Origin of the sequence: Sporosarcina sp. NCCP-2331 (genome assembly GCF_023707945.1) — a bacterium.
In the GTDB taxonomy this organism is placed as follows: Bacteria; Bacillota; Bacilli; order Bacillales_A; family Planococcaceae; genus Sporosarcina; species Sporosarcina cascadiensis.
In genome coordinates this window covers 193,341-216,084 of record NZ_BRCD01000001.1, presented here as the reverse complement: position 1 = coordinate 216,084, position 22,744 = coordinate 193,341, and the positions used below count along the sequence as shown (strand labels likewise).

Here is a 22,744-nt window from a genome sequence, read left to right as displayed (position 1 = left end):
AGCCTTTACGAAGAAAGGCTTTTGCGAATAAAAGCGTAGCGTTATGAGCACAGTTTGCCTTAATTTCTGCAAAAAACGCAGAAATACGGCAAAGCGAACCCTTCGCTGTTCGCTTGGCTCACCGCGGGCCCTCCAGAACGCGTCCGCCTGGAACGCAGGGAAACGGTCTCCCTCCACTCCCATCCTGTCCTACGCAATCACAGTCAAATCTCAAACTGCTCATGAAATAGACTGTCAAGCACATGTTTTGGTGATGAGCCTTAATTTGATCATGAAAGTCACTCTACTAGGGTGGCTTTTTTGTATATCTTTTATCCGGACTATAGTAATGATACGATAGATAAAAACACCGAGGTGAGAGTATTCTATGAACTTGGATCGACTGCATGATAAAATTCAAGATAGTAAATCGCTGTTCATCGGAGAAGATACGGCTTTTCGTGCGGCTGTCGTCATTCCGCTTGTGGAGTCGGACGGAGAATGGCATGTGTTATTTGAAGTGCGTTCCTTCACAATGAGAAAACAGCCGGGAGATATTAGTTTCCCCGGTGGACGCATAGATCCGACAGACGCATCCCCAATGGCGGCGGCCTTGCGGGAGACACAGGAAGAATTGGGCGTTGACCCCGCCACCGTGAAGGTGATCGGTGAATTAAGCCCGTATATTGCTTCGCCGTCGTTTGTCGTACATCCGTTTGTGGCGGTGATTGACTACCATGAAATCGTCCGCAGCTATAATAAAGATGAAGTGGAAGAGGTCTTTACGATTCCTGTCAAGTGGCTGCTTGAGCATGAGCCGTACATGCATCTCGTAACCGTTGAATCATCTCCATCTTCAAACTTTCCGTTCGAGAAAATTATGAATGGTGATCAGTACCAGTGGAGAAGTCATTCACTGGAAGAGTGGTTTTACGAGTATGGTAATTATACCGTGTGGGGACTTACCGCAAGAATACTCAAGCATTTTATTGAGATTATGAGAAAAACAGCATAAAAAGGCTGCAGACATTGTCTGCAGCCTTTTGACCGATTCTATCAGAGCACTTCTAATGTAACTTCGATATTGCCTCTTGTGGCTTTTGAATAGGGACAGAATTGATGCGCTTTTTCTACCAAGCCCTCAAGTTTGTCCTTTTCGATGTCTGTTCCTTTTACTTGCAGCTTCACCTCGAGCTTAAAGCCGCCGTCTGCTTCGTCTTTACACAGACTGACATTTGCGGTAACTTCGGAAGAGAATTTGACATGTTCTTTGCCTGCAACTAACTGCAGCGCGCCATCAAAGCAAGATGCATAGCCGGCTGCGAATAACTGCTCTGGATTCGTAGAGTTCGAAAGTTCTTTTTCTCTTTTCGTGCCGGGCATTGCTGTATCAAATTCGACAACGCCGTTTGAGGATTTAACATGACCTTCACGGCCTCCTGTAGCTGTAGCAGTTGAGGTAAATAATTTTTCTGACATGATATCACTTCTCCTGTTCAAAATGTATTGACCTATTTGATTGTTTACCCCAATTCCTATAGATTATGTCTGTAATAGATAAATTTTTCGTTTACCGTGATAATCAGTCAATTTATGCAGGATAAGTCCGTTATAATGAAAAATAGAATGTTAATGATCAGGAGTGGAAATAATAGATGAATAAAAATGATATCGCAGACATCCGCAAACGTTTTAAAGTGGATTCAGATTTGCTGACAATCACGGATATTTATAATATTTATATTCGACAAGAAAGCAGTGAGATCTATCATGAAGAGAGTCAGGCATTTGCACTGCTGGACCGTGAGCAGCAAGAGCTGTTCTTGGCTAACTTCAAAAAGGTGCTTGGCGGCAAGCTCGGAATGAAGCTGTTTGAAGTGAAGTTTGAACCTCAGTCGGATGAACAGCCCGATCATGCACAAAAGCTGTTATACGCAGGGCTTCAAGCGGAAGAGGCGGATGAATGGAAAGATGAAATGCAGCATCTGGCTTTAAAAATGGTGAAAGAAGTGCAGTATGAAAAGGATCTTGTCGTAACGTTCATTCGGGGGAATTATTTTAAGAAGACCAAGCGTAACAGCGAAGAAACGGAAATAGATGCGCGCGATGAAGTGTTCACGACACCTTTTATTCTGTGCAGCATGAATCATACCGATTTGCCGAAACGCTCGATTGTTTTTGATTTCATTGGACGGGAATTCAAGGCGAATACGATGATTGATCCGATTATTAACTTGGCGTCACCGGTCGGCGGCTTTTTGTTCCCGAGCTTCACGGATAACGCGGCGGACGTCAATCATATTTTGTATGCTGCCGGCAGGATGAATAAGCCGGATTACCGTTTTATTGAGGAAGTGCTGAACGGCGAAGAGGTCATGACCGCTGCGGATGATAAAGCGGTATTTGAGGAAATCATCAAGCATGTGGTGGGAGAAGAAGTCGCTTCCCAGACGCTTGCCAATGTGTATGAGGCGGTGCACCGTCTAACAGAAGTCGATGAAGAAGAGGAAGATCCGGAAGAACCGCCGGCGCTGGATAAGGTACAGGTTGAGCGTGTACTGAAAATGAGCGGCGTGGATTATGTCGACGCGGAGCAAGTAAAGAATGCTTTTGAATCCGTTGTCGATAATGATATGTATGAAATGAAAGCGAGCCATATTGTACCGAGCTACACGTCGAAATCCATAAAGATTGAAACGAAGGTAGCCAATATTTCGGTCAGTCCGCAAGACTTGAAGTATGTCAAACAGGTCAACTATGACGGCAAGCGATGTATTTTGATAGAGGTAGAAGAAGATACGATTATTGATGGGTTTAAGTTGATTTCGGAGAAACTTTTAAATTAATACTTGTTTGCAAAGTGCCGTCTGGAAAATGAAATAGCTTTCCGGCCGGCTTTTTCTATATTTCTGCGGCCAAATGCAGTGTCGCGCTCCAAAACATCCTGGAAACGAACCAAAAAGGGTTGCAACCGCACCAAAGTCTGCCGCAGCCGAACTATTTTGTTGCGGCACCGCGCTATACTGTGCAAGGTGCGCTCCAAACTAAACGTTTACCGCACCAATGCATCGTCACTGTGCCTGGTCAAGGGGCATGGGGGGAAATGGGATTAAGCGGATATCACATTGAACCTTAACTATGTTTCTTTATTAACAAATGAACTTTCTGCCGTCCTGCAGACTCTTATAAGTGAGGGGTGAAGATATGAGAATGGCCCGGTTAGTGAAGCTGGCTAAAAAAGGTGACAAAGAAGCGCTGCTGCAGTTAATCAGTGAGCAGCAAGATGAGTATTACAGGCTTGCTCTGAGCTATATGGGTAATTCACACGATGCCATGGACGCGATGGAGGAAATGATTGTTAGTCTGTACCGTCATATTCCGAAACTCAAAAAAAACGAGTCGTTTTATAGCTGGAGCAAAACGATACTGGTAAATCAATGCAGGCAGATGCTGCGCAAGGCGGACCGGCTCCTATTGCTCGAGAGCTTTGAATCGGAGGAGTTTCATTCGGAAGATGTCCTGCTGGAGCGAACGGAGCAGTCGATCGATATCCAGCAAATGCTTGCTGTTGTCAATGAACAGCAGAGAGAGACGATTGAGCTGAAATACTTTCATGACTTGGATTATAAAACGATAGCGGATATAACGAAAGTGTCTGTCGGTACAGCAAAATCAAGAGTTTTTAATGGATTGAATAAAATACGTGAAGCGGCAAGGGGTGAATTTGATGACTGATCTTGAGCGGAAGCTGAAAGAAGAGAAAATGCGGCTCGATGAAATAACAGCGCCGGGTGAATTGGAAGGAAGGCTGCGTGATGCCTTGGATAAAGTACCGAAGCAGAAAAAACACCGTATGCCGGGATGGATTTCAGTGGCGGCTGCATTACTCATTCTGTCATTGGCCGGCTATCAATATAATGCATTTGCTTATTACGGGAAACAATTGCTTGGTTTTGAAGAAATTATGCCTGATACACTGACGAAGCTTAATCAGGCAGGAAACGGTCAAAATGTGGATAAAGAGATGATGCTGCCTGATGGATCAAAGTTTACAATTGAGGGTATTTTAGCAGATGAAAACCGTTTCGTACTTTACTATACGATTGATCATTCTGAAGGAGTGAAAGAAGATTTAGATTTTATGCAACTGAACGGTTTCCTCACAAACTCTTATTCCGTTCATGGCACGTCCACTATCAATGAAAACGGTACGCGGTTAAAAGGAATGCGGACTTTTGAGCCGGTCAGCCCGTTTGCCAAAAAACTGACGCTGGAACTTCATGATGCCAACTCACAAGAGCCGCTGGAAATTACATTCCCCTATAATCCGGACGCTGCGCTGGAGACGAGACTGAAGCAGTCCATTAAAAAGAGCGTGCAAGTCGATCAGGGTAATATCCGGTTTGATTCCATCACAGCAACGCCAAGTCAGACGACAATTAAGGGGAAGATCAAAGTTGATAACTATGACCGGATTTCATTGGGATTTGAAGGCGTGAAATTGCTGGTTGACGGGGTGCAAATGGATTCTGTGGGCAGCGGGGTGTCCTCCGCATTCAATGGAGATACATTTACAATCGATTATGATGCTCTGCCGGATCAATTGGATTCGCTTGCTCTCGAGGTAGATACATTTGTCGGCTATAAACAGGTAAATGAAACGATACCTTTGACAGCAGGAGAGGAATCTGTTGCAGATCTAGACGGTTATGAAGCGATAATCAGACAGGCAGAAGTTACTTCAGATGGTTTAGAGGTCACAGTTGCGACGGAAGAAAATATCTTGCTCGATGCTGTGACGGTTCATGTAGGAAATGAAAAAATTCCTCTGACAACGACGCTGGGTCAAGACTATGTAATAGGTGAAAACGGCAAGGAATATAAAGAGCGGACACTGTTATTTAATACACGCAAGTTCCCGGAAACAATGAGGATTAAAGGGATACATTATGAGAAAGAGTATGGAGAAACTATAAATATCACAATCAAGAAATAAGTAATTTGGTGCAGAAAATGCCATAAAACTATCTATATGTATCAAAAATTCGACATTTTCACTGCTAAATCCTTACAATTAAACAAGTCTCTTTAATCCGGGTTACATTTGATGTATACTAGAAAAGATGTAGTAGATGTACGATAACTAAGACAGAATAAAGTGCTCCTCGTGTGCGCCATGTTCGTTGTGACGCCTTATTCAGGAACATTTACAGTTCTGTAAATTTCATATATAAGGAAGGTCAAAATGAATAATAAACAAACCAAATCAGATGTTATCTTAATCGGTGCCGGGATTATGAGTGCGACGCTAGGAACAATGCTTAAAGAACTAGCGCCGGATTGGAAAATCTCATTGTTTGAAAAGCTGGATAAAGCAGGAGAAGAAAGTTCTCACGAATTGAACAATGCAGGAACAGGACACGCAGCATTGTGTGAACTGAACTATACTTCTGAAAAAGCGGATGGCTCCATTGATATTACCAAAGCAATCAAAGTCAATGAGCAATTCCAATTGTCCATGCAGTTCTGGTCCCATCTAGTAGACCAGAAGTTAATTGAAAACCCCGAGCAGTTCATTATGCCATTGCCGCATATGAGTATGGTTCAAGGTGATGATAATGTAGCGTATCTCAAAAAGCGTGTAGCAGCTATGACTGCGAATCCATTATTTGAAGGAATGGAGTTTTCCGATGATCCGGAAAAACTAAAAGAATGGATTCCGTTAATCATGAAGAATCGTCAACTGGGTGAATCGATTGCTGCAACTAAAATCGATACTGGAACGGACGTAAACTTCGGTGCGCTTACACGTATGCTAATCGACCACTTGAAACAGGCTGATGTGGATGTCAACTATGGTCACCAAGTAGAAGATATCAAACGTACTAGTGACGGCGAATGGGAATTAAAAATAAAGAATAATCGTGATGGTGTCCTTGAATATCACAAAGCGAAATTTGTTTTTATTGGGGGCGGAGGCGGAAGTCTTCCATTGCTTCAAAAAACAAATATTCCTGAGAGCAAGCATATCGGAGGATTCCCGATCAGCGGAATCTTTATGATCTGTAAAAATCCAGAAGTGATTGCTCAGCATCATGCGAAAGTATATGGAAAAGCAAAAGTCGGTGCACCGCCAATGTCAGTTCCTCACTTGGATACGCGTTATATCGACGGCGAAAAATCCTTGCTTTTCGGACCGTTTGCAGGCTTCTCGCCAAAGTTCCTGAAAACAGGATCTATGCTGGATTTAATCGGCTCTGTTAAACCGAATAATGTGACGACGATGCTTGCATGCGGTGCGAAAAATATGTCGTTGACTAAGTACTTGGTAGAACAAGTGGTACAGACAAAAGAACAGCGCATGAATGAACTGCGCGACTTTATTCCAGATGCGAAGAGCGAAGACTGGGATCTATGGACTGCGGGCCAGCGTGTGCAGGTTATCAAGGATACAGATAAAGGCAAAGGAACACTGCAGTTCGGTACAGAATTAGTAACGGACGCTGACGGTACAGTTGCTGCACTTTTAGGTGCTTCTCCTGGTGCGTCAACAGCAGTATCCGTTATGCTGGACCTCTTGCAAAAATGTTTCCCGGAGTATGTCAAAGGCTGGGAGCCAAAACTGAAAGAAATGATTCCTTCTTACGGCAAGTCCCTAGTGGAAAACCCTGAACTTCTTAAAGAAATTCATGCGTCAACTGCTGAAACATTAGGACTAGCTGAAAAAGAAGCGGTTCACAACTGATCAATAAAAGATGAAGGCTCTGTTACGTTCATTCGTAGCGGAGCCTTTTTGTCTGTCTAAATCTTTGAAATGAAATACCCGGTAGAAATCCTACACCACTTCCACTACTATAAATATAGTAGACAATATGCGGAATGAGGTTTGTGCAAATGACGCTTCAATTTATTAATGCAGAAAAACGTATACATGATTCTATGATATTTCCTTCATTTAATTTAACGGTTAGTTTTGGTAAGGCTGTGGCAATCTATTCAAGTGTTAATGTCCGGGAGCAGTTAATGGAAGTGCTGTTAGAAAAGATTAGGCTTTCAGCCGGAGAAGTTCAGATAGCAGGGGACTCTTATAATAAAAGTAAACAGCTGCTGGGCTTTTTGTTCCTGAATCAAGGCTTGTATGAACGATTATCCATTGAAGAAATGATCCGTTTCACCAAGCAGCTCTATACATCCAAAATATCCATAGAAGATACCATGCATGCTGTACAGTTGCATTCAAAACGGAAAGTGAAGATAAAAGAACTGAGCTATTCGGAAAGAAGACGTATGCAGCTTGCGTGCTTGCTGATGCAAAATCCTTCTTATTATATTTTTGAAGAGGCGGATCAAAATATGGATCTTGAATCTAAACGTATTTTTCTTACGATACTGCAGGGATTGAAGGAACAAGGGAAAGGTGTATTAATTCTGACGGGAAATATGGAGAGCGCAGTCACTGCTGCCGACGAGGTCTATCGGTTAGATGACAATGGACTCCATTCGATTCAGACACGCGATGCAGTGGAAGACCAATCTGCTGCAGATGAGTCATCCATTTCAGCAGAGTCGGTACAGCCGGTGCGTTTTGAAAAGATTCCCACAAAAGTAAATGACAAGATTGTTTTATTTGATCCGCCTGAAATTGATTATATTGAAAGTAATGAAGGACAATCCTTTTTACATATAAAGGGAGAATCATTCTCGACGAATTTCACTCTGAATGAATTAGAAGATCGCTTGCTGCCGTTTGGTTTCTTCCGTTGCCATCGATCATATATCGTCAATTTGCAGAAAGTACGTGAAGTAATTACATGGACGAGAAACAGTTACAGTCTTGTACTGGATGACATGGAGAAATCCACAATCCCTTTATCTAAAACGAAAATGGTTGAACTGAAAGAGATGCTTGGACTCTGATTCTGTCGAAATATGCATTATTTCCCGGGGAATATTTTAGAGATACAGCGGCCTGCGTTAGGCCGGGCTTTCTGAATCAAAGGGTATTCAGCTGCTCATTCAGCAATCTGCTTGCTCCATTCATCCCCTGTCAGTCTCTTTTCATTCAAAATATGATGCTCGCTGCTTTTCTTTCCCTTAATCTAAAGATGCAAAGAAAACACGTACAGCAAATCATGAGGAGGATGAAAATGGAAAATATTATAGAGGTGAAGGAACTCGCAAAAGTATTCGGAAATCAAACAGCATTGGAGAGTGTAGATTTTCAAGTGAAGAAAGGGGAGATTTTCGGTTTTTTGGGACCGAGTGGATCAGGTAAAACAACTACCATTAAAATTCTTACCGGTCAGGTAACTCCTACAAGCGGGACGGCAATGGTTTTTGGCGAGCCGGTATCTCAGTTGAAGAAATCAGAATATCGCAGCCGTTTCGGCGTGCTTACGGATAACAGCGGTCTTTATGAAAGACTGTCAATTCATGATAACTTAAAACTGTACTGTGATCTGTATAACGTGCCTCATTCGGAAATTGATGAAGTACTCGATGCAGTGAATCTGCGTCAGGATCGATCGAAAAGGATATCCGCTTTGTCGAAGGGGATGGCACAGCGTGTCACACTGGCAAGAGCATTGATTCATAAACCTGAATTACTTTTTTTGGATGAACCAACCTCTGCACTGGATCCCGGAAACTCCCTTCACATACACGAGGGTTTGCGTGCGCTCAATGAAAGAGGAACGACTATTTTTCTGACCACACATGATATGCAGGAAGCAGAACTGCTGTGTGACCGCATTGCCTTTTTAGATCAAGGAATGATTCAGCTTCTTGATACGCCGAAGAAACTGAAGCAGCGTTTCTCTGATTCAACAATTACTGTGGAGCTGGCAACGGAGGAAAAGGTCGTGCTGTCTGCGGGAAATGAAGGGGCCAATCGGCTGTTTGATTATATGAACAATAATCAGGTAGTGACGGTCCATTCAAATGAGCCGACATTGGGAGAAATTTTCGTACAAGTGACAGGGAGGGAATTGGCATGATGATTTCATTAAAACGAATGAATGCAATATTAGTAAAAGACTTTAAGGACTTCTCTCGGAACTTGGCGGTTTCGACGGTATTGATCTTACCGATCGGACTCGGAATTATGTACGGCCAGACGGGTCCGAATTCGATTGAGGCAAACTTTCTGCTCATCAATCTGGCCTTCGTAATGGTTGCTGCTTTTGTTCAGTGCTGCTTGATCGCAGAAGAAAAGGAAAAGAACACACTTCGCGGGCTGATGCTGTCGCCTGCGAGCACAGCGGAGATAATAGGCGGTAAATGTCTGCTGACGTTTATACTGACTATGCTGACTGTCATCATCACTATATTCTTTACGGATTACAGACCGGCGAATTTAGGTGTAATTGCGGTGGCATTCATTCTTTCTGCTCTTTTCTATATTGCTTTTGGAACATTGCTTGGTCTATTTTCAAAGTCTGTTCTCGAAGCTTCAGTCATCGTTATGCCGGTCGTTACGGTTTTCTCACTCGGATCATTTTTACCGGCAATTGTGGATCAGTATCCGATCGCTAAAATAGGAATGTATTTGCCGAACATTCAGTTGATCGAGCTGGCTGTAAAAGTGGAAGCGGGCGGAGGCTTCAGTAATGTACTGACAGAACTTCTGATTATATTCGCATGGGTTGTCGTTCTGTTTCTGCTGACACGTGTCATTTACCGCAAGAAAATGGTTGATTAATAATAAAAAGTGCCTGCGCTATAAAACAGCCCAGGCACTTTTTATTATTTAAACATTGGAACTTTCTTCAGCATCGTACATACAGGAATAGCGACTGCAATTCCGACAGCACATTGAACGAGATCGCCCGGAATCGAAGCCAACGGGATAATCCAGCTATGATACAGAATGCTTTCTCCAATATAATAACCGGCTACCGTAACAGGAATAGACAGGATCATAGCCAGCAGGTTGAATGAAGAGCTTGTGCCTTTGCGACCGTTCGACCAGGCAATCTTTCCGATTACATAGCCTTGCAGTCCCCGCGTAATGATCGTGATGGGCGCCCATAAGGCCCAGCCGCCGAATAAATCAAACAGACCCATTCCGACTGCGCCTGCTATCGCTCCCTTTTTCGGCCCGAATAAAATCGAAACGATAAATAGCATGGCCGTGCCAAGATGGATCAGTCCGCCGTTTGCAGCAATCGGCAGCTTGATATTTAATAATAATGTCGCTGTAAAAACAAGTGCGGCCAGCATAGAAGTTATGATTAAGTCGAACGTTTTTGTACGGGATGGTGTATAGCTGTGTGTTTTTTGCATGCTCTGAACCTTCCTAACATTGTGAGATTGGTTCATTTAGAATAATAGATATCTGATGTTTTTAAAAGCATCAATTTCTATTAAAGTTTAGTGGTCAGTTTCTTGTGGAAGTTGGAAATAATCCCAGTTGCAATTTCTTCGTATGAAAATGAAACTAAAATCAATGGAGTGTTGTCTAACATTCAGGCAGGGAGGCGGCGTGTTGAAAAAGCAGGAACGTGATCAGATGCTGCATGAAGCGATGGATGAACACGGTGATTATCTTCTGCGTGTAGTCTTTGCGGTTGTAAAAGACGCACAGCGGGCAGAGGACATTGTGCAGGAAGTATTCATTCGCTATTATCTGCATCTGAACATATTTGAAGGCCGTTCTTCTGTGAAGACGTACTTATATAGAATTGCGATGAATGAATGCAAAAATGTTTTTAAAAGCTGGACCTATCGAAAAGTTGAGATATCCAATCTGTTTCAGAATTTGCTCGTTTCAAAGGAAACACCTGAAGAGAAAGTGCTGTTCGCAGAATCTTCAAGTCATGTCGCGCAGATGGTAGAAGCGCTGCCGGTCAAATACCGGGAAGTCATCTGGCTTTATTATTATGCGGAACTGTCTGTAAATGAAATTGGTGAAGTGCTGGACTGCCCGGTCAATACAGTAAAAACCAGATTGGCAAGGGGCAGGAAACTGGCGCGGATTGTATGGGAGGAGAGAAGTGACGATGAGTAAGCAAATTAAAAAGGATCTGCATAACTCCATACCTGAAAAACTGACATTGAATGAGGAGAAAAAACAAACCATCCTGGCGGCTGCACACAGGCGTATGACTTCTGAGCCATCGCAGAAGAATCGCCGGACAGCGCCTGTTCTTGCTTTCATCGCAGTCATTGGATTAGCGGGTTTCCTTGCTTTTCCTTATCTTCAGCCAGAACGGGAGCAGTCTGCCGCACCCGAGCCGCAAGTGGTAACACATGAACAGCAGGTGGTCATGGATCATGTAGAATATAGTGATCTCATTAATTCGATTTATGTAGATGAGAATGATGAATTGATCTATACGGATGGTCATGATATCTTCTCTTATCCAATGGAGACACTGGAGGAAACGCGACTTGCAGAAGGCACAGAGGACAGGATTTCAGGTGTCACACTTGCGGCGGATGCACAGTGGATCTCCTGGGAATCCGGCGGTCTGATCCATATACTGAACAGAGAAACGGGAGAGATGCAGGATATCTCAGAACATTTCGGCATGCAGCAGATAGCGGATCAGTCCCTGCTCTATTTATCCACGCAGAAATTCCCGGCTGTCATGCAGATGGACTTGCGTACAAAGGAGCTGTATCTGCTTCATGAATATGATGGAGAAGGGAATAAACAAGCCTTCACCGCTAATGAAAGCAAAGCGGTCTTGTCAGAACAGCTCAGTGGCCAAGAGGGGCAGTATACGAAACTTACACTGTATGATTTAGAAAGCCGGGTACAATTGGGAACATACGAGATTCCTTATGGAGAAATCGGAAAAGTGGAATTGGCAGATGACAGAATCTATGCGGAAGTTTCAGCGGACGGGGAGAACTATGCCCTTGGTTACATCTCTGTGAGTGACGGTACGTTCAATGAACTGGATGCACCTCGGCACTTTGATTACGCAGTCCACGGTGATTGGCTCGCATTGAGCGTGCCGGATAAAACCTCGGATACAGTGAAAGTATATAAACTGGAAGGTGACAAAGCAGTCATCCAGCCATACTTACAGGATATAAAAGAGCGTTTAGTCCGTCCCCGTTTTACTGAACAGGGAACGCTGGTCATGAATGGCGAGGGTGCAATACGTTCCATGCACCTTCTGCATACGGAGACACTTAAATAAGGGAATACGGTCAGGCATTTGCCTGGCTTTTTTCATGTTGAAAAAATGAAGGCACACGGATTTTCTGCACTTTATCAAAATATAGAACAAAATAGTTTCCTCAACATACTATATCCATAAAACCTATTGACTAATCGGATTAATAAGGTATTATTGTATTTAATTCATATTAGTTAACTTGGTATATAAAAAGAGAGGGTGATTGTCCTTGATCGAGTTTACAGACATAGGAAAGCAATTTACACACAAGGGCAATACAATTGTAGCTTTAGATGATGTTTCGTTAACCATTGATAAGGGAGACATCTATGGAGTAATCGGCTACAGCGGAGCAGGCAAGAGTACGCTGCTCCGTATGGTGAATGCCTTGGAAGCTCCCACAGCAGGAAACGTCAAAGTGAAAGGGAAAGTACTGGGAACACTTTCAAACAGTGAACTCTCTCAAGTGAAGAAAAATATAGGAATGGTGTTCCAGCATTTTAACTTACTGGAGTCTAAGACGGTGTTTGAGAATATCGCCATTCCACTCGTTCTCAATAAAGTAAATAAAAAAGAAATTCAGACAAGAGTCAGAGAGTTATTAGAATTTGTCGGTCTGGCTGATAAGGAGAAAAACTATCCGGCACAATTGTCAGGCGGACAGAAACAGCGGGTCGGTATTGCCAGGGCACTGGTAACGAATCCGGAAATCTTGCTTTGCGACGAGGCCACTTCCGCACTGGATCCGAAAACGACACTCTCTATATTGAATCTTTTAAAACAGATTAATGAAAATTTTAACATCACTATTTTGGTTGTCACACATGAGATGGAAGTCATACGTGAAATCTGCAATAAGGTAGCGGTAATGGAGAATGGGCGTGTCATTGAGTCAGGGCACGTACTGGATGTATTCGGAAACCCGCAAAATCCCACAACTAAGGGTTTTGTGAAGACAGTCATTCATGATGAAATTCCACCCAGTGTGATCGCCGAAATACAGGATGATCGAATAAACCGCAGGATCTTTCAGTTCAAGTTTCTCGGTAAAAATTCTACCAGCTCACTGCTTTTCGAACTGTCAAAACAGTTTACAGCCGAGATCAAGATTCTGTTTGCAAACGTTACAGAGCTTCAAGGCACGACACTCGGAATCTTTACTGTCGCTTTTTACGCCGATGATCCTGAAATTGAGCGAATGGTCCGTTACGTGAAAGAAAAAGAAGTTTTGATTCAGGAGGTGAAGCTATGAATGGTGTATCGACAGAGTTAATTATGCGATCCATCTATGAAACGGTGTATATGGTTTCTGTTTCCCTCTTAATCGGTGCGTTGATTGGTATTCCGCTGGGGATTTTATTGGTGTTGACACGGCCGAACGGTATTAAGCCAAATGCAGTTTTTTTCACCGTACTGAATGGCCTTATTAATATTTTACGGTCCATTCCATTTATTATTTTACTGGTTGCGATTACGCCGCTTACCCGGCTGATCGTCGGGCAGACGTATGGTTCGACAGCGGCGATCGTGCCGCTTCTCGTCTATATCGCCCCGTTTATTGCAAGGCTGGTAGAGAATTCCTTGCTGGAGGTCGGACCGGGTATTATGGAACTCGCCAAATCACTGGGTGCAACTACATTCCAGACGATCCGATTCTTCCTGCTTCCTGAAGCACTCGGTTCGCTGGTACTGACGCTGACAACGGCAACGATTGGTCTAATCGGGGCTACTGCGATGGCGGGGACAATTGGCGGCGGCGGGGTAGGAAGTCTGGCAATCACATATGGCTATGAACGGTTTAATACATTCGTCATCGTGCTGACAGTCGTCATTTTGGTTATTATTGTACAGATTATTCAAGGGGCGGGCAATCGCCTGGCAAAAAAACTAAGACATGAGTAAAGGGGACAGGAAAATGAGAAAGTTTTCGATTATCGTAAGTTTATTGGCAGTGTTTGTATTGGCTTTGGCAGGCTGTGGAAAAGATGATAATGCAGATGATGCAGATAAAACAGAGATTAAAGTAGGGACATCACCAGGTCCTTACAGTTTATTGTTCTTGGATGCAGTTAAACCGATTTTGGAAGAGGAAGGCTATACAATCAAACAAGTGGAATTTAATGATCTATTGCAGGCAGATGTGGCATTGGCAGATGGCGGTATTGATTTGAACGTGGATCAGCATACAGCGTATTTGGAAAATTTCAATGAAAATAAGAAAGCTGATTTAACGAGTATAACTCCAATTCCAACGGTGCCGGCAGGTCTATTCCCAGGTAAGAAAACTTCATTGGATGATATAAAGGAAGGCGACACCATCGGAATTCCGAATGATCCGTCGAATGCAGCTCGAGCATACGCAATCCTTCAGAAAGCTGAAATTATCAAACTGAAAGACGGCGTAGAACCAATTAAAGCAACGGCTGCCGATATTGAAGAAAATCCTCATGGCGTAAAAATAGTAGAGATGGATTCTGCACAGATTCCCCGTTCGTTAAGTGATTTGGAGTATGGCGTGGTTCCGGGAAGTATCGTCTTTGCTTCGAACATGGATCCTTCAACTAAACTGGTTTCGGAAGATGTAGAGGATCATTTAGTATTAGTGGCTACAACAACTGAAAAGCATAAAGATTCACAATGGGCGAAGGACGTAGCGGCCGCATATAAGTCTGACGAATTCAAAGAATATCTGAAGGAACATAATAAAGATGATTACTGGTTTGTTCCGAAAGAATTGCAGTAATTCATAGTGTATCGCCTGCAAGGTATGTAGTTGACCTTGCGGGTTTTTTCATTACGATAAAGGAGGAATAAGAATATGGCTAGCAAGCAAACAACAATTAATAATCTACATGACAGGTTGGCAAAGACGGCTCAAGAAGCAGTCGAGTGGAGACGTCATATGCACCAGCATCCCGAACTGTCTTTTCAAGAGGAAAAAACAGCATTATACATTCAAGAAAAGTTGCACAGTTTCGGATTGCAAGTGACGTCAAATATCGGAGGATACGGAATTACAGCTGTTCTCGAAGGAGCCCACCCAGGAAAGACGATTGCGTTCAGAGCGGACTTTGATGCACTGCCGATTGAGGATGAGAAAGAAGTTCCTTATAAATCACAGAACCCCGGTGTGATGCATGCCTGTGGACATGACGGGCATACGGCAGCATTATTATGGACAGCGCAAACACTCAGCAGATTCAAACAGGATATCCATGGGAAGATTGTTTTCATCTTTCAGCCTGCAGAAGAATTACCTCCGGGAGGCGCAAAGTTCATGGTGGAAGCAGGAGTGTTAGAAGGTGTAGATTATGTTTTTGGGGCACATCTGGATTCTCAAACGCCTTTAGGGACTATGGTTGTCGGAGAAGGTTACCAGATGGCTGCGGTTGATAAGTTCTCCATAAAGATTCAGGGCGTAGGCGGTCACGGTGCAAGGCCCCATCAAGCAGTGGATGCTGTTGTAATTGCCACTGAAATCGTGAATTCCCTGCAGAAGATCGTCAGCAGACAAGTCGATCCATTGCAGTCGGCAGTCGTTACAATCGGCGTGTTGCAAGCAGGGAGTGCGTTTAATATTATAGCCGATAAAGCTTTATTAGAGGGAACTGTGCGGACATTTGACACAAATGTGCGGAAGCAAGTAGAAAAACAAGTCTATCAGATAGCCGAAGGCATTGCTGCTGCTTTTGGAGCTACCTGCCTCATCGACTATCTAAACGGTTACCCCGCTTTATATAACCCGCCGGCTGAGACGGCAACCATACGCACTTTATTTGTGGAGGAGTTTTCAGCTGAACAAGTAATAGAAATGGAGCCATCCATGGGGGCAGAAGACTTTTCGTATTTCTTGTTGGAGAAGCCCGGCACGTATTTTAGGGCAGGTTCACGAAATGAAGATCCGGCCACCCATTATCCTCATCACCACCCGAAATTTGATTTTGACGAGAGAGCTTTAGAAAATATCGCAAGGGCTTTTACGAAGATTGCTGCTTATTATGTATTTTGAATAAAAGTTCATCAAAAAAGCTGTTCCGCAGTCGTATCAAAAACGACCTGCAGAACAGCTTTTAATTTATTACAGAAGCTTTTTCACTTCTTTATATTCCTCATCTGTAAAGACACGTGATTCGGTAATGAAATGTTTCTCTTCAATACTGTCTAATGAAAACTCTGCTCCGCGCCCGGGCGTTGCATCAATGATGAGCTGAGTATGCTTCCAATATTCATATTGACTTTTATGCATATGGAAAGGAGTACCGTCAATTATGCCGAGCAATACATCCGCATCCCCAAGATGAAAATCGCCCTCTCTGTAACACATTGGAGCAGAACCATCACAGCAGCCGCCTGATTGATAGAACAAAACGCTGCCGTGAATGTTCTTTATCTTATTCAGTAAAGACAAAGCTTCTTCTGTAGCTGTCACTCGTTCAATCATAACGCAACGAATCCTTTCGATTTAGAAGAATCCTTGAGAGCTTTTATCGTAGCTGACCAATAAACATTTTGTTTGTTGATAGTGATCGAGCATCATAGCATGGTTTTCACGGCCGATACCCGACATTTTATAGCCGCCGAACGCTGCGCCTGCAGGGTATTGGTGATAAGTGTTTGTCCATACCCGGCCTGCTTGGATGCCGCGTCCTGCACGGTATGCGGTGTCGCCTGAACGTGACCAGACGCCTGCGCCCAATCCGTATAACGTATCGTTTGCAATTTCCATAGCTTCGTCGAAGTCTTTAAACGTTGTGACAGCAAGAACAGGTCCAAAGATCTCTTCTTGGAAGATGCGCATTTTATTGTGCCCTTTGAATACAGTCGGCTCAATGTAATTGCCGTTTTCAAGATCGCCGCCCAAGTGATTTTCTTTTCCGCCGATTAGACATTCTGCTCCCTCTTCGGCACCCAGTTTGATGTAAGAAAGAATTTTTTCTTTTTGTTCATTTGAAGCTTGTGCACCCATCATCACTTCTGTATCAAGCGGGTTGCCGACTTTGATGGCTTTCACTCGCTCAAGTGCGCGTTCCATGAATTTATCGTAAATGGATTCTTGGACCAAAGCTCGAGAAGGACAAGTACAAATTTCGCCTGAGTTCAAAGCGAACATGACAAAACCTTCGATTGCTTTGTTCAAATACTCATCATCATGAAGCATTACGTCTTCAAAGAACACGTTTGGTGATTTACCGCCGAGTTCAAGAGTCACTGGAATGATATTTTCCGTAGCATATTGCATGATCTGGCGTCCCACTGCGGTAGATCCCGTGAAAGCAATTTTTGCAATACGAGGATTTGTCGCAAGCGGCTTGCCTACTTCAATTCCGAATCCGTTGACGACATTTAGCACGCCGGCTGGAAGTAGATCTTGGATTAATTCCATAAGAACCATGATGGAAGCCGGTGTTTGTTCAGCCGGTTTCAGAACGATGCAGTTCCCTGCGGCTAAAGCCGGAGCAATTTTCCACACAGCCATTAAAATCGGGAAGTTCCAAGGAATAATTTGTCCTACCACACCAAGCGGTTCTTGGAAGTGGTAAGCAACCGTGTCATTATCTAATTGGGATGTACGGCCTTCCTGCGCACGAATTGCGCCGGCAAAGTAGCGGAAGTGATCAATAGCCAACGGAATATCCGCATTTAATGTTTCACGGACCGCTTTCCCGTTATCCCAAGTTTCAGCAACCGCGATCATTTCGAGATTCTCTTCCATGCGATCAGCGATTTTATTCAAAATAAGTGCACGTTCCGCAGCGGAAGTTTTGCCCCATGCGTCTTTTGCAGCATGAGCGGCATCGAGAGCCAGTTCAATATCTTCAGCAGAAGAGCGGGCGATTTTTGTGAATACTTCGCCGGTAATCGGTGTTTTATTGTCAAAGTATTGTCCATTTACAGGGGCTGTCCATTTGCCGCCAATAAAATTATCATATTTTTCCTTGTATTGAACGACTGAGCCCTTAGTATTGGGGTTTGAGTAAATCATAGATGTATGTCTCCTTTAAGAGTAGTTTGGAACTCCACCCAAATCATATCGAAAAGTTATTGTGTAAAAATGTTATTCAGGTGATGTCCTATTATTATAATGTGCCTAATCGCTTTAAAATGCAAGAATCATAAACTTTCTATTGTGGTTTTATTTAATAAAGATATATTGATATACGTGTTGTGTGGAAATGAAGGGGGAAGTATATTGCTGTGCAAGGTTTATTTGTCTGAGGTAATATACCTAAATATTTATAGAAGGCCAGTTTCCAACTTGCTTATGATTTGTATAGCATGGGCAGGCGCTTATGGCATGAAGGCCGCGGTGATATGTAAGCAAAGAAGGGGGGAGGGGGTGCCGTTAATCGGAATCATCGCTGGTCCGAAAGCTTTTCCTGGGAGCAGGAAGGCCAGATCTGGCAGCGGTTGTTTCGTGTAAAGAAGTGGAAAGGGCATATCCCGGACGGCACGCTGTTTATCAGAAATGGCTACAATAAAAGCGGGCTGCATGGCGGAGACTGGGCATCTATTTACGATGTTCTGCTGGAGTCCAGACGGGCAAAGTGGGCTCACTGGATAACGATACTGCCCAGTTTTCTGTTCTTTTTATGGAATCCGGTATGGGCAGCCTGGCTTAAAGCAGCATAGGCGGTATTATTCAATCTGCCGTTAGTCGTTGTGCAGCGATATAACCGGCCTCGGCTGAAAAGACTTTTGCGTGTAACAAGGTAGGCTTTTGCAGTATGATAGATTGGGTGCAGTATGATAACAAATTTGATTTACAGCAAACTTTAACGCAAAAGAGCGCGGGCAGCAGCCCTTCTCCTTTGCGCTTTTTTAGTTTCGTATTTTTTTGAATGCAATGAAGACAATGCTCAATGCTATCAGTGCCAGACAGATCAGAATGGTTGTGATGATGGCAGGGTATTCTCCATGGAATCCGCTTATTGATATATGTTTCGAATAAATACCATAGTATGCCCAAATCAGTACAAGACCGTAAGCGATATCTTTAAGGCGGAGTATAGCCAGGATTCCGATGGCAGCGCCGGTCAGTAAAATCATGATCGTCCACGTTACCTCAGCCAAGCCAAAACTATCCCAGTCAATAGACACAAGATAGGCTGTGATGTTCGCAATAGTGGCGATGGTAATCCAGCCGAAGTAGACACTGAAAGGTATTCTGACAAAGAAGACTTCCCTGCGTGACAGACCATATTCATGAGTCAGTTTATTGATTTTGATTAAGATCACCAGCATACCCAGCATGATCAAAACGGAAAGAAGCAGCTGTTCATAATGCCAGGCAAGAATCCACACCGCATTAAGAACGGAAGAAATACAAAAATAGATACCGATTGGATGCAGAAGAGCCGAACGATGCTTTTTTTGAAATAGCCCCAGCTGATACAGGACATGTAATGCCAGTAATACATAGATGACACTCCAGACAGCAAACGTAAATCCGGCCGGTGCAAATAGATTTCCGTATTTGTCGGATATTTCGCCGGTCGTCTGTCCGTTGATCGGCAGGATGTTTGCCAGTGCATTTACGGCAATCATCAGAACATAGGTAATGATAAGCCCGGCAGTGAACCATACAGAAGATTTTTTGTCCCTCATACTCTCACTCCCTCTCTATGCATAGTATTTTCGATGTTAGACAACTATTCCTGTTAATTGTCGGGTTGAAACGTGATGTCCCGGTCTTTTCTTTACAAGCGATACTTACGGATCAAAGACGTGAATGAATATGGGGCTTTCCATATTAAAGCGGGAATATTAGTTCTCTTGCGTAATGAAATATCATCAGCTGCCAAACATACACAGATGCCAAGTCCTTCATTTTCATGTAAAATGGCAATGGCAGCTTAAGTTGCCTGGAAGGACGGAATGAAACGTGAAGACAACATCAGCAAAAAGAAAGCTGCTCAACGAATACTTGTGGATTATGGTCGGATCGGTATTTGTCGGATTGGCCTTTAATATATTTTTTCTTCCTGCAAGACTTGCGGCAGGCGGAGTGTCAGGGGTCAGTACCCTATTATATGAGCTCTACAACTTTGAACCAGCCTATGTACAGTGGATTATCAATATCCCGATCTTTTTTCTTGGATTGGCATTGCTTGGAAAAGATTTCAGCCTGAAAACGCTGGTCGGTACATTTTTTGTACCGCTGACCATCTATCTGAGCCGAGACATTCCCTATACAATCGATAATCCTCTATTATCCGCTATTTACGGAGGAATTTTATTGGGATTCGGACTGGGGATTGTTTATCGCGGCAACGGATCGACGGGCGGTCTGGCTACGATTGCGCAAATTGTAAAGAAGTATACCGGCTTGTCCAGCGGCTATGCCCAAATGATTGTAGATGGGATGGTAGTCATCGCTTCTGCCTTTGTTTTTGATTTGGAGCTGGCGCTGTTTGCGATGATGGCGATTTTTGTGACGAGTAAGGTTATTGATTTTGTACAATTGCAGACATCACATTCAAAACTGGTGTTGATCATCACAGATCAAGAAGAGCGCATTCAGGCGATTATTAAAGAAGAAATCGACCGGGGATTAACAAAAGTACGCTCTGTCGGCGGCTTTGCAAATCAAGAAAAGACGATGATCTTATGCGTGGTGGAGCAGCAGGAAGCTATTTATTTGAAAAAGATTCTGCAGGAAGAAGAACCGCACTCCTTTGTGGTGTTTTTGAATGCGTCAGAGATTTTGGGAAGAGGATTTTCGCTGGCGAAGAGCTAAAGAACGGGCGATCAGAAGAGTCTTTAATGACCTTCCTGATCGCCCGTTTTCAAAATTTATACCGGCTGTAAAGCCATATTCTCGTTAGCGATGATGTCGAGTAGATCATCAAGAAAGCGAATGACTTGAGCAGAAGCGGTTTCGAGCTGACGTAAATTTTCTTCTGCCCCCGCAATATTGCCGCTTTCGAAATTAACAGCTGCTTCACGCGCATATTTATGCACATCAGCATGATAGCTGTCTATTTGCTGATAGGAGGATAAATGACCAAGTCTTTTCTTCGTTGCTTCTTGGTTATACCATTTGCCGAGCCGGCAATCCTGATGCGATGAAACATCTGTTGGTTTGACTGACTCCAAGCCTAACAGCATATTGTAAATTCGCCATTTCCAAAGAATATGATCTGCTTTCGACAACTGCAGCAGAGCACTGGTAGATAGCTTTACATTATTTTCTTCTATGACACGCAGGCGGAAGTTATTGATTTCCTGACTCAGTTGGTAAATAGAAGAAGACGTACTTTCGCCGAAATGACGAATATCTTCCTGAGTCCGCGAAATAGCCATCATCCGATTGGACACTTCATCAATCGAAGCAGCCTGCTCCTCAGAAATGGCTGCTGTATTGCTGACGTCTAAATTAATTTCCTCAATTGCTGTGACAATAGCTGTCAGTAACGGCAGGGCATTCTTTGCCTCTTCAGTTGCGTGGGTAATAATCTTCGTTGTGTCTTCAATTGAAGTCGACATATTGTTTGTATACGATTTCAGCTGTCCAACATTATCGGTCACTTCTGCCAGTGCAGAAACTGTACTTTCCGCAAGTTTTCGTACCTCCTGTGCAACAACTGCAAATCCTTTTCCATGTTCCCCGGCACGTGCTGCTTCAATTGATGCGTTCAATGCTAATAAATTCGTCTGGCCGGCAATATTATTGATAAGCTGCACGACATTTTCGATTTCCCCGATGCGATGCTGTAAGGAAGCAAATGTTTCCACTATCGACCGAAATTGCTTTTCAGTCTGGAAAATGTCTGCTAATGTCGTTTCAATTGTTTTTTTACTGTTAATTGCATAATTAACCGAGTCAGCAGTCTTCTCAGAAATACGTGAAGAGGTATTGGCTACTTCTGTAATGGATGCGGTAATCTGCTCGGTAGCTGCAGTGGAAGATTGAATTTCGTCAGTCTGATGATCCAAGCTGAAAATCAAGTCTTTCATGAACATAATCTTGGCATTGGCATCGACCAGCTGGGAAATTTCCGTTACGACATGTTCTACAGTCTGCTCGGTCATGAGCTCAATATAAAGCTGCTGATCAATATTTACCGCTGCTTGCAGTGATTTCAGCAATTCAAAAGCTTTTGCCGGGCGGTATCCGAAATGATATAAAAGGTGTGTCTGGATATAAAATGCAAACTGATTGAAGAGCACAATCGTTTTTCCTGGTTCAAACTGGTTTTTCCGTAGAGCGAAGAAGAAGTTCAATGCCTGTTCCATATATTCTGAATCACGTGTGTGAGTGAAGAAATTTATTAAGTAGGCGTCAATCAGCGACTTGGGGATAGGATTTTTATGATCAGGGGAGATCTCCTCTAAATATTGCTCAAAAATATTTATTATTTTCGGCGCCATATTTTCCAGCTTTTTATATAACTCTTGCAGGTTTTGAACATCTGCCTGTCGGAAATGATTGTAATACAAGGTTTCTTTTAAACGCTGAGGTGCTTCCAAATCTGTACCTCGCTGCAACAGTTGATCCACATTCATTTTGGGACGAAATGATGACATGAAGTCGGCCTCCTAAAAATATAGTTATCCTTAGTATAGGTAATGTTGGGTATAAATCAATACAACATATGAAATAGCATTATTACTTTTCGGGTATAAAGTTTTCA

The 22,744-nt window shown here is 43.3% G+C and carries 21 protein-coding genes and 1 pseudogene; 16 read left to right on the top strand and 6 right to left on the bottom strand.

The window, feature by feature from the left end; genetic code table 11:
* Positions 1-367: 367 nt before the first annotated feature.
* Entirely contained in the window at positions 368-994 is a 627-nt protein-coding gene (locus tag NCCP2331_RS01065) for an NUDIX hydrolase (protein WP_251667913.1), read from the top strand.
* A gap of 41 nt (positions 995-1,035) precedes the next feature.
* On the opposite strand, the gene NCCP2331_RS01060 is transcribed toward NCCP2331_RS01065, so the two are convergent.
* Positions 1,036-1,458 carry an organic hydroperoxide resistance protein gene (locus NCCP2331_RS01060; protein WP_251667911.1) on the bottom strand — a complete coding sequence of 141 codons (423 nt, stop codon included), beginning with the start codon at positions 1,456-1,458 and terminating at the stop codon, positions 1,036-1,038.
* 176 nt (positions 1,459-1,634) lie between these two features.
* On the opposite strand from NCCP2331_RS01060, the gene NCCP2331_RS01055 reads away from it, so the two are divergent.
* The 7 genes from NCCP2331_RS01055 (at position 1,635) to NCCP2331_RS01025 (ending at position 9,679) form a co-directional block, all read left to right on the top strand.
* Complete coding sequence (locus tag NCCP2331_RS01055; protein ID WP_251667909.1) at positions 1,635-2,825, top strand: DUF4317 domain-containing protein; 1,191 nt, start codon at positions 1,635-1,637, stop codon at positions 2,823-2,825.
* Between the two features lie 358 nt (positions 2,826-3,183).
* A complete protein-coding gene (locus NCCP2331_RS01050) occupies positions 3,184-3,714 on the top strand; it encodes an RNA polymerase sigma factor (RefSeq protein ID WP_251667907.1) in 531 nt (176 codons plus the stop codon).
* Entirely contained in the window at positions 3,707-4,975 is a 1,269-nt protein-coding gene (locus NCCP2331_RS01045; RefSeq protein WP_251667906.1) for a DUF4179 domain-containing protein, read from the top strand. The genes NCCP2331_RS01050 and NCCP2331_RS01045 overlap by 8 nt, the downstream gene beginning before the upstream one ends.
* A 249-nt stretch (positions 4,976-5,224) precedes the next feature.
* On the top strand, positions 5,225-6,724 hold the full coding sequence (locus NCCP2331_RS01040; RefSeq protein ID WP_153721578.1) for a malate:quinone oxidoreductase: 1,500 nt from the start codon (positions 5,225-5,227) through the stop codon (positions 6,722-6,724).
* 149 nt (positions 6,725-6,873) lie between these two features.
* Positions 6,874-7,896, top strand: a complete 1,023-nt coding sequence (locus NCCP2331_RS01035) for a LytTR family transcriptional regulator DNA-binding domain-containing protein (protein WP_251667904.1) — start codon at positions 6,874-6,876, stop codon at positions 7,894-7,896.
* 230 nt (positions 7,897-8,126) lie between these two features.
* Complete coding sequence (locus NCCP2331_RS01030) at positions 8,127-8,975, top strand: ABC transporter ATP-binding protein (protein WP_251667902.1); 849 nt, start codon at positions 8,127-8,129, stop codon at positions 8,973-8,975.
* Positions 8,972-9,679, top strand: coding sequence for an ABC transporter permease (locus NCCP2331_RS01025; RefSeq protein ID WP_251667900.1), 708 nt, complete (start codon positions 8,972-8,974; stop codon positions 9,677-9,679). The genes NCCP2331_RS01030 and NCCP2331_RS01025 overlap by 4 nt, the downstream gene beginning before the upstream one ends.
* A 44-nt stretch (positions 9,680-9,723) precedes the next feature.
* On the opposite strand, the gene NCCP2331_RS01020 is transcribed toward NCCP2331_RS01025, so the two are convergent.
* Complete coding sequence (locus NCCP2331_RS01020; RefSeq protein ID WP_153721582.1) at positions 9,724-10,263, bottom strand: ECF transporter S component; 540 nt, start codon at positions 10,261-10,263, stop codon at positions 9,724-9,726.
* 199 nt (positions 10,264-10,462) lie between these two features.
* Between NCCP2331_RS01020 and NCCP2331_RS01015 the strand changes: the two genes are divergently transcribed.
* The 6 genes from NCCP2331_RS01015 (at position 10,463) to NCCP2331_RS00990 (ending at position 16,119) form a co-directional block, all read left to right on the top strand.
* Positions 10,463-10,987, top strand: a complete 525-nt coding sequence (locus tag NCCP2331_RS01015; RefSeq protein ID WP_251667898.1) for a sigma-70 family RNA polymerase sigma factor — start codon at positions 10,463-10,465, stop codon at positions 10,985-10,987.
* Complete coding sequence (locus tag NCCP2331_RS01010; RefSeq protein WP_251667896.1) at positions 10,980-12,131, top strand: hypothetical protein; 1,152 nt, start codon at positions 10,980-10,982, stop codon at positions 12,129-12,131. Before NCCP2331_RS01015 ends, NCCP2331_RS01010 begins: the two co-directional genes overlap by 8 nt.
* Positions 12,132-12,339: 208 nt before the next feature.
* Positions 12,340-13,362, top strand: coding sequence for a methionine ABC transporter ATP-binding protein (locus tag NCCP2331_RS01005; protein ID WP_251667894.1), 1,023 nt, complete (start codon positions 12,340-12,342; stop codon positions 13,360-13,362).
* Positions 13,359-14,012 carry a methionine ABC transporter permease gene (locus NCCP2331_RS01000; protein WP_153721586.1) on the top strand — a complete coding sequence of 218 codons (654 nt, stop codon included), beginning with the start codon at positions 13,359-13,361 and terminating at the stop codon, positions 14,010-14,012. Before NCCP2331_RS01005 ends, NCCP2331_RS01000 begins: the two co-directional genes overlap by 4 nt.
* 13 nt (positions 14,013-14,025) lie before the next feature.
* The gene (locus NCCP2331_RS00995; RefSeq protein ID WP_251667892.1) at positions 14,026-14,853 is read left to right on the top strand and encodes a MetQ/NlpA family ABC transporter substrate-binding protein; all 828 of its coding nucleotides are present in this window, start codon (positions 14,026-14,028) and stop codon (positions 14,851-14,853) included.
* Positions 14,854-14,928: 75 nt separating this feature from the next.
* Positions 14,929-16,119 (top strand): M20 family metallopeptidase, encoded by a 1,191-nt coding sequence (locus NCCP2331_RS00990; RefSeq protein ID WP_251667890.1) that lies wholly within the window; start codon positions 14,929-14,931, stop codon positions 16,117-16,119.
* 69 nt (positions 16,120-16,188) lie between these two features.
* On the opposite strand, the gene NCCP2331_RS00985 is transcribed toward NCCP2331_RS00990, so the two are convergent.
* Positions 16,189-16,551, bottom strand: a complete 363-nt coding sequence (locus NCCP2331_RS00985; RefSeq protein WP_251667888.1) for a DUF779 domain-containing protein — start codon at positions 16,549-16,551, stop codon at positions 16,189-16,191.
* A gap of 21 nt (positions 16,552-16,572) precedes the next feature.
* Positions 16,573-18,093 carry an acetaldehyde dehydrogenase ExaC gene (gene exaC, locus NCCP2331_RS00980; protein WP_251667886.1) on the bottom strand — a complete coding sequence of 507 codons (1,521 nt, stop codon included), beginning with the start codon at positions 18,091-18,093 and terminating at the stop codon, positions 16,573-16,575.
* 383 nt (positions 18,094-18,476) lie between these two features.
* Here exaC and NCCP2331_RS00975 point away from each other — a divergent pair.
* Positions 18,477-18,824, top strand: a pseudogene (locus tag NCCP2331_RS00975) (glycosyl-4,4'-diaponeurosporenoate acyltransferase CrtO family protein); the annotation flags it as partial.
* Between the two features lie 105 nt (positions 18,825-18,929).
* Here the strand turns inward: NCCP2331_RS00975 and NCCP2331_RS00970 are convergent.
* A complete protein-coding gene (locus NCCP2331_RS00970) occupies positions 18,930-19,715 on the bottom strand; it encodes a TspO/MBR family protein (RefSeq protein WP_251667885.1) in 786 nt (261 codons plus the stop codon).
* Between the two features lie 277 nt (positions 19,716-19,992).
* Here NCCP2331_RS00970 and NCCP2331_RS00965 point away from each other — a divergent pair, with 277 nt between their 5' ends.
* Complete coding sequence (locus NCCP2331_RS00965) at positions 19,993-20,847, top strand: YitT family protein (RefSeq protein WP_255425138.1); 855 nt, start codon at positions 19,993-19,995, stop codon at positions 20,845-20,847.
* 56 nt (positions 20,848-20,903) lie between these two features.
* Here NCCP2331_RS00965 and NCCP2331_RS00960 read toward each other — a convergent pair whose 3' ends face one another.
* Positions 20,904-22,637, bottom strand: a complete 1,734-nt coding sequence (locus tag NCCP2331_RS00960; RefSeq protein ID WP_251667883.1) for a globin-coupled sensor protein — start codon at positions 22,635-22,637, stop codon at positions 20,904-20,906.
* Positions 22,638-22,744: the final 107 nt, after the last annotated feature.

Excerpts from the sequence above, each read along its gene's own strand:
- NCCP2331_RS01065 (WP_251667913.1), top strand. The coding sequence starts at position 368 with ATGAACTTGGATCGACTGCATGATAAAATTCAAGATAGTAAATCGCTG.
- NCCP2331_RS01060 (WP_251667911.1), bottom strand. The coding sequence starts at position 1,458 with ATGTCAGAAAAATTATTTACCTCAACTGCTACAGCTACAGGAGGCCGT.
- NCCP2331_RS01055 (WP_251667909.1), top strand. The coding sequence starts at position 1,635 with ATGAATAAAAATGATATCGCAGACATCCGCAAACGTTTTAAAGTGGAT.
- NCCP2331_RS01050 (WP_251667907.1), top strand. The coding sequence starts at position 3,184 with ATGAGAATGGCCCGGTTAGTGAAGCTGGCTAAAAAAGGTGACAAAGAA.
- NCCP2331_RS01045 (WP_251667906.1), top strand. The coding sequence starts at position 3,707 with ATGACTGATCTTGAGCGGAAGCTGAAAGAAGAGAAAATGCGGCTCGAT.
- NCCP2331_RS01040 (WP_153721578.1), top strand. The coding sequence starts at position 5,225 with ATGAATAATAAACAAACCAAATCAGATGTTATCTTAATCGGTGCCGGG.
- NCCP2331_RS01035 (WP_251667904.1), top strand. The coding sequence starts at position 6,874 with ATGACGCTTCAATTTATTAATGCAGAAAAACGTATACATGATTCTATG.
- NCCP2331_RS01030 (WP_251667902.1), top strand. The coding sequence starts at position 8,127 with ATGGAAAATATTATAGAGGTGAAGGAACTCGCAAAAGTATTCGGAAAT.
- NCCP2331_RS01025 (WP_251667900.1), top strand. The coding sequence starts at position 8,972 with ATGATGATTTCATTAAAACGAATGAATGCAATATTAGTAAAAGACTTT.
- NCCP2331_RS01020 (WP_153721582.1), bottom strand. The coding sequence starts at position 10,263 with ATGCAAAAAACACACAGCTATACACCATCCCGTACAAAAACGTTCGAC.
- NCCP2331_RS01010 (WP_251667896.1), top strand. The coding sequence starts at position 10,980 with ATGAGTAAGCAAATTAAAAAGGATCTGCATAACTCCATACCTGAAAAA.
- NCCP2331_RS01000 (WP_153721586.1), top strand. The coding sequence starts at position 13,359 with ATGAATGGTGTATCGACAGAGTTAATTATGCGATCCATCTATGAAACG.
- NCCP2331_RS00995 (WP_251667892.1), top strand. The coding sequence starts at position 14,026 with ATGAGAAAGTTTTCGATTATCGTAAGTTTATTGGCAGTGTTTGTATTG.
- NCCP2331_RS00990 (WP_251667890.1), top strand. The coding sequence starts at position 14,929 with ATGGCTAGCAAGCAAACAACAATTAATAATCTACATGACAGGTTGGCA.
- NCCP2331_RS00985 (WP_251667888.1), bottom strand. The coding sequence starts at position 16,551 with ATGATTGAACGAGTGACAGCTACAGAAGAAGCTTTGTCTTTACTGAAT.
- exaC (WP_251667886.1), bottom strand. The coding sequence starts at position 18,093 with ATGATTTACTCAAACCCCAATACTAAGGGCTCAGTCGTTCAATACAAG.
- NCCP2331_RS00970 (WP_251667885.1), bottom strand. The coding sequence starts at position 19,715 with ATGAGGGACAAAAAATCTTCTGTATGGTTCACTGCCGGGCTTATCATT.
- NCCP2331_RS00960 (WP_251667883.1), bottom strand. The coding sequence starts at position 22,637 with ATGTCATCATTTCGTCCCAAAATGAATGTGGATCAACTGTTGCAGCGA.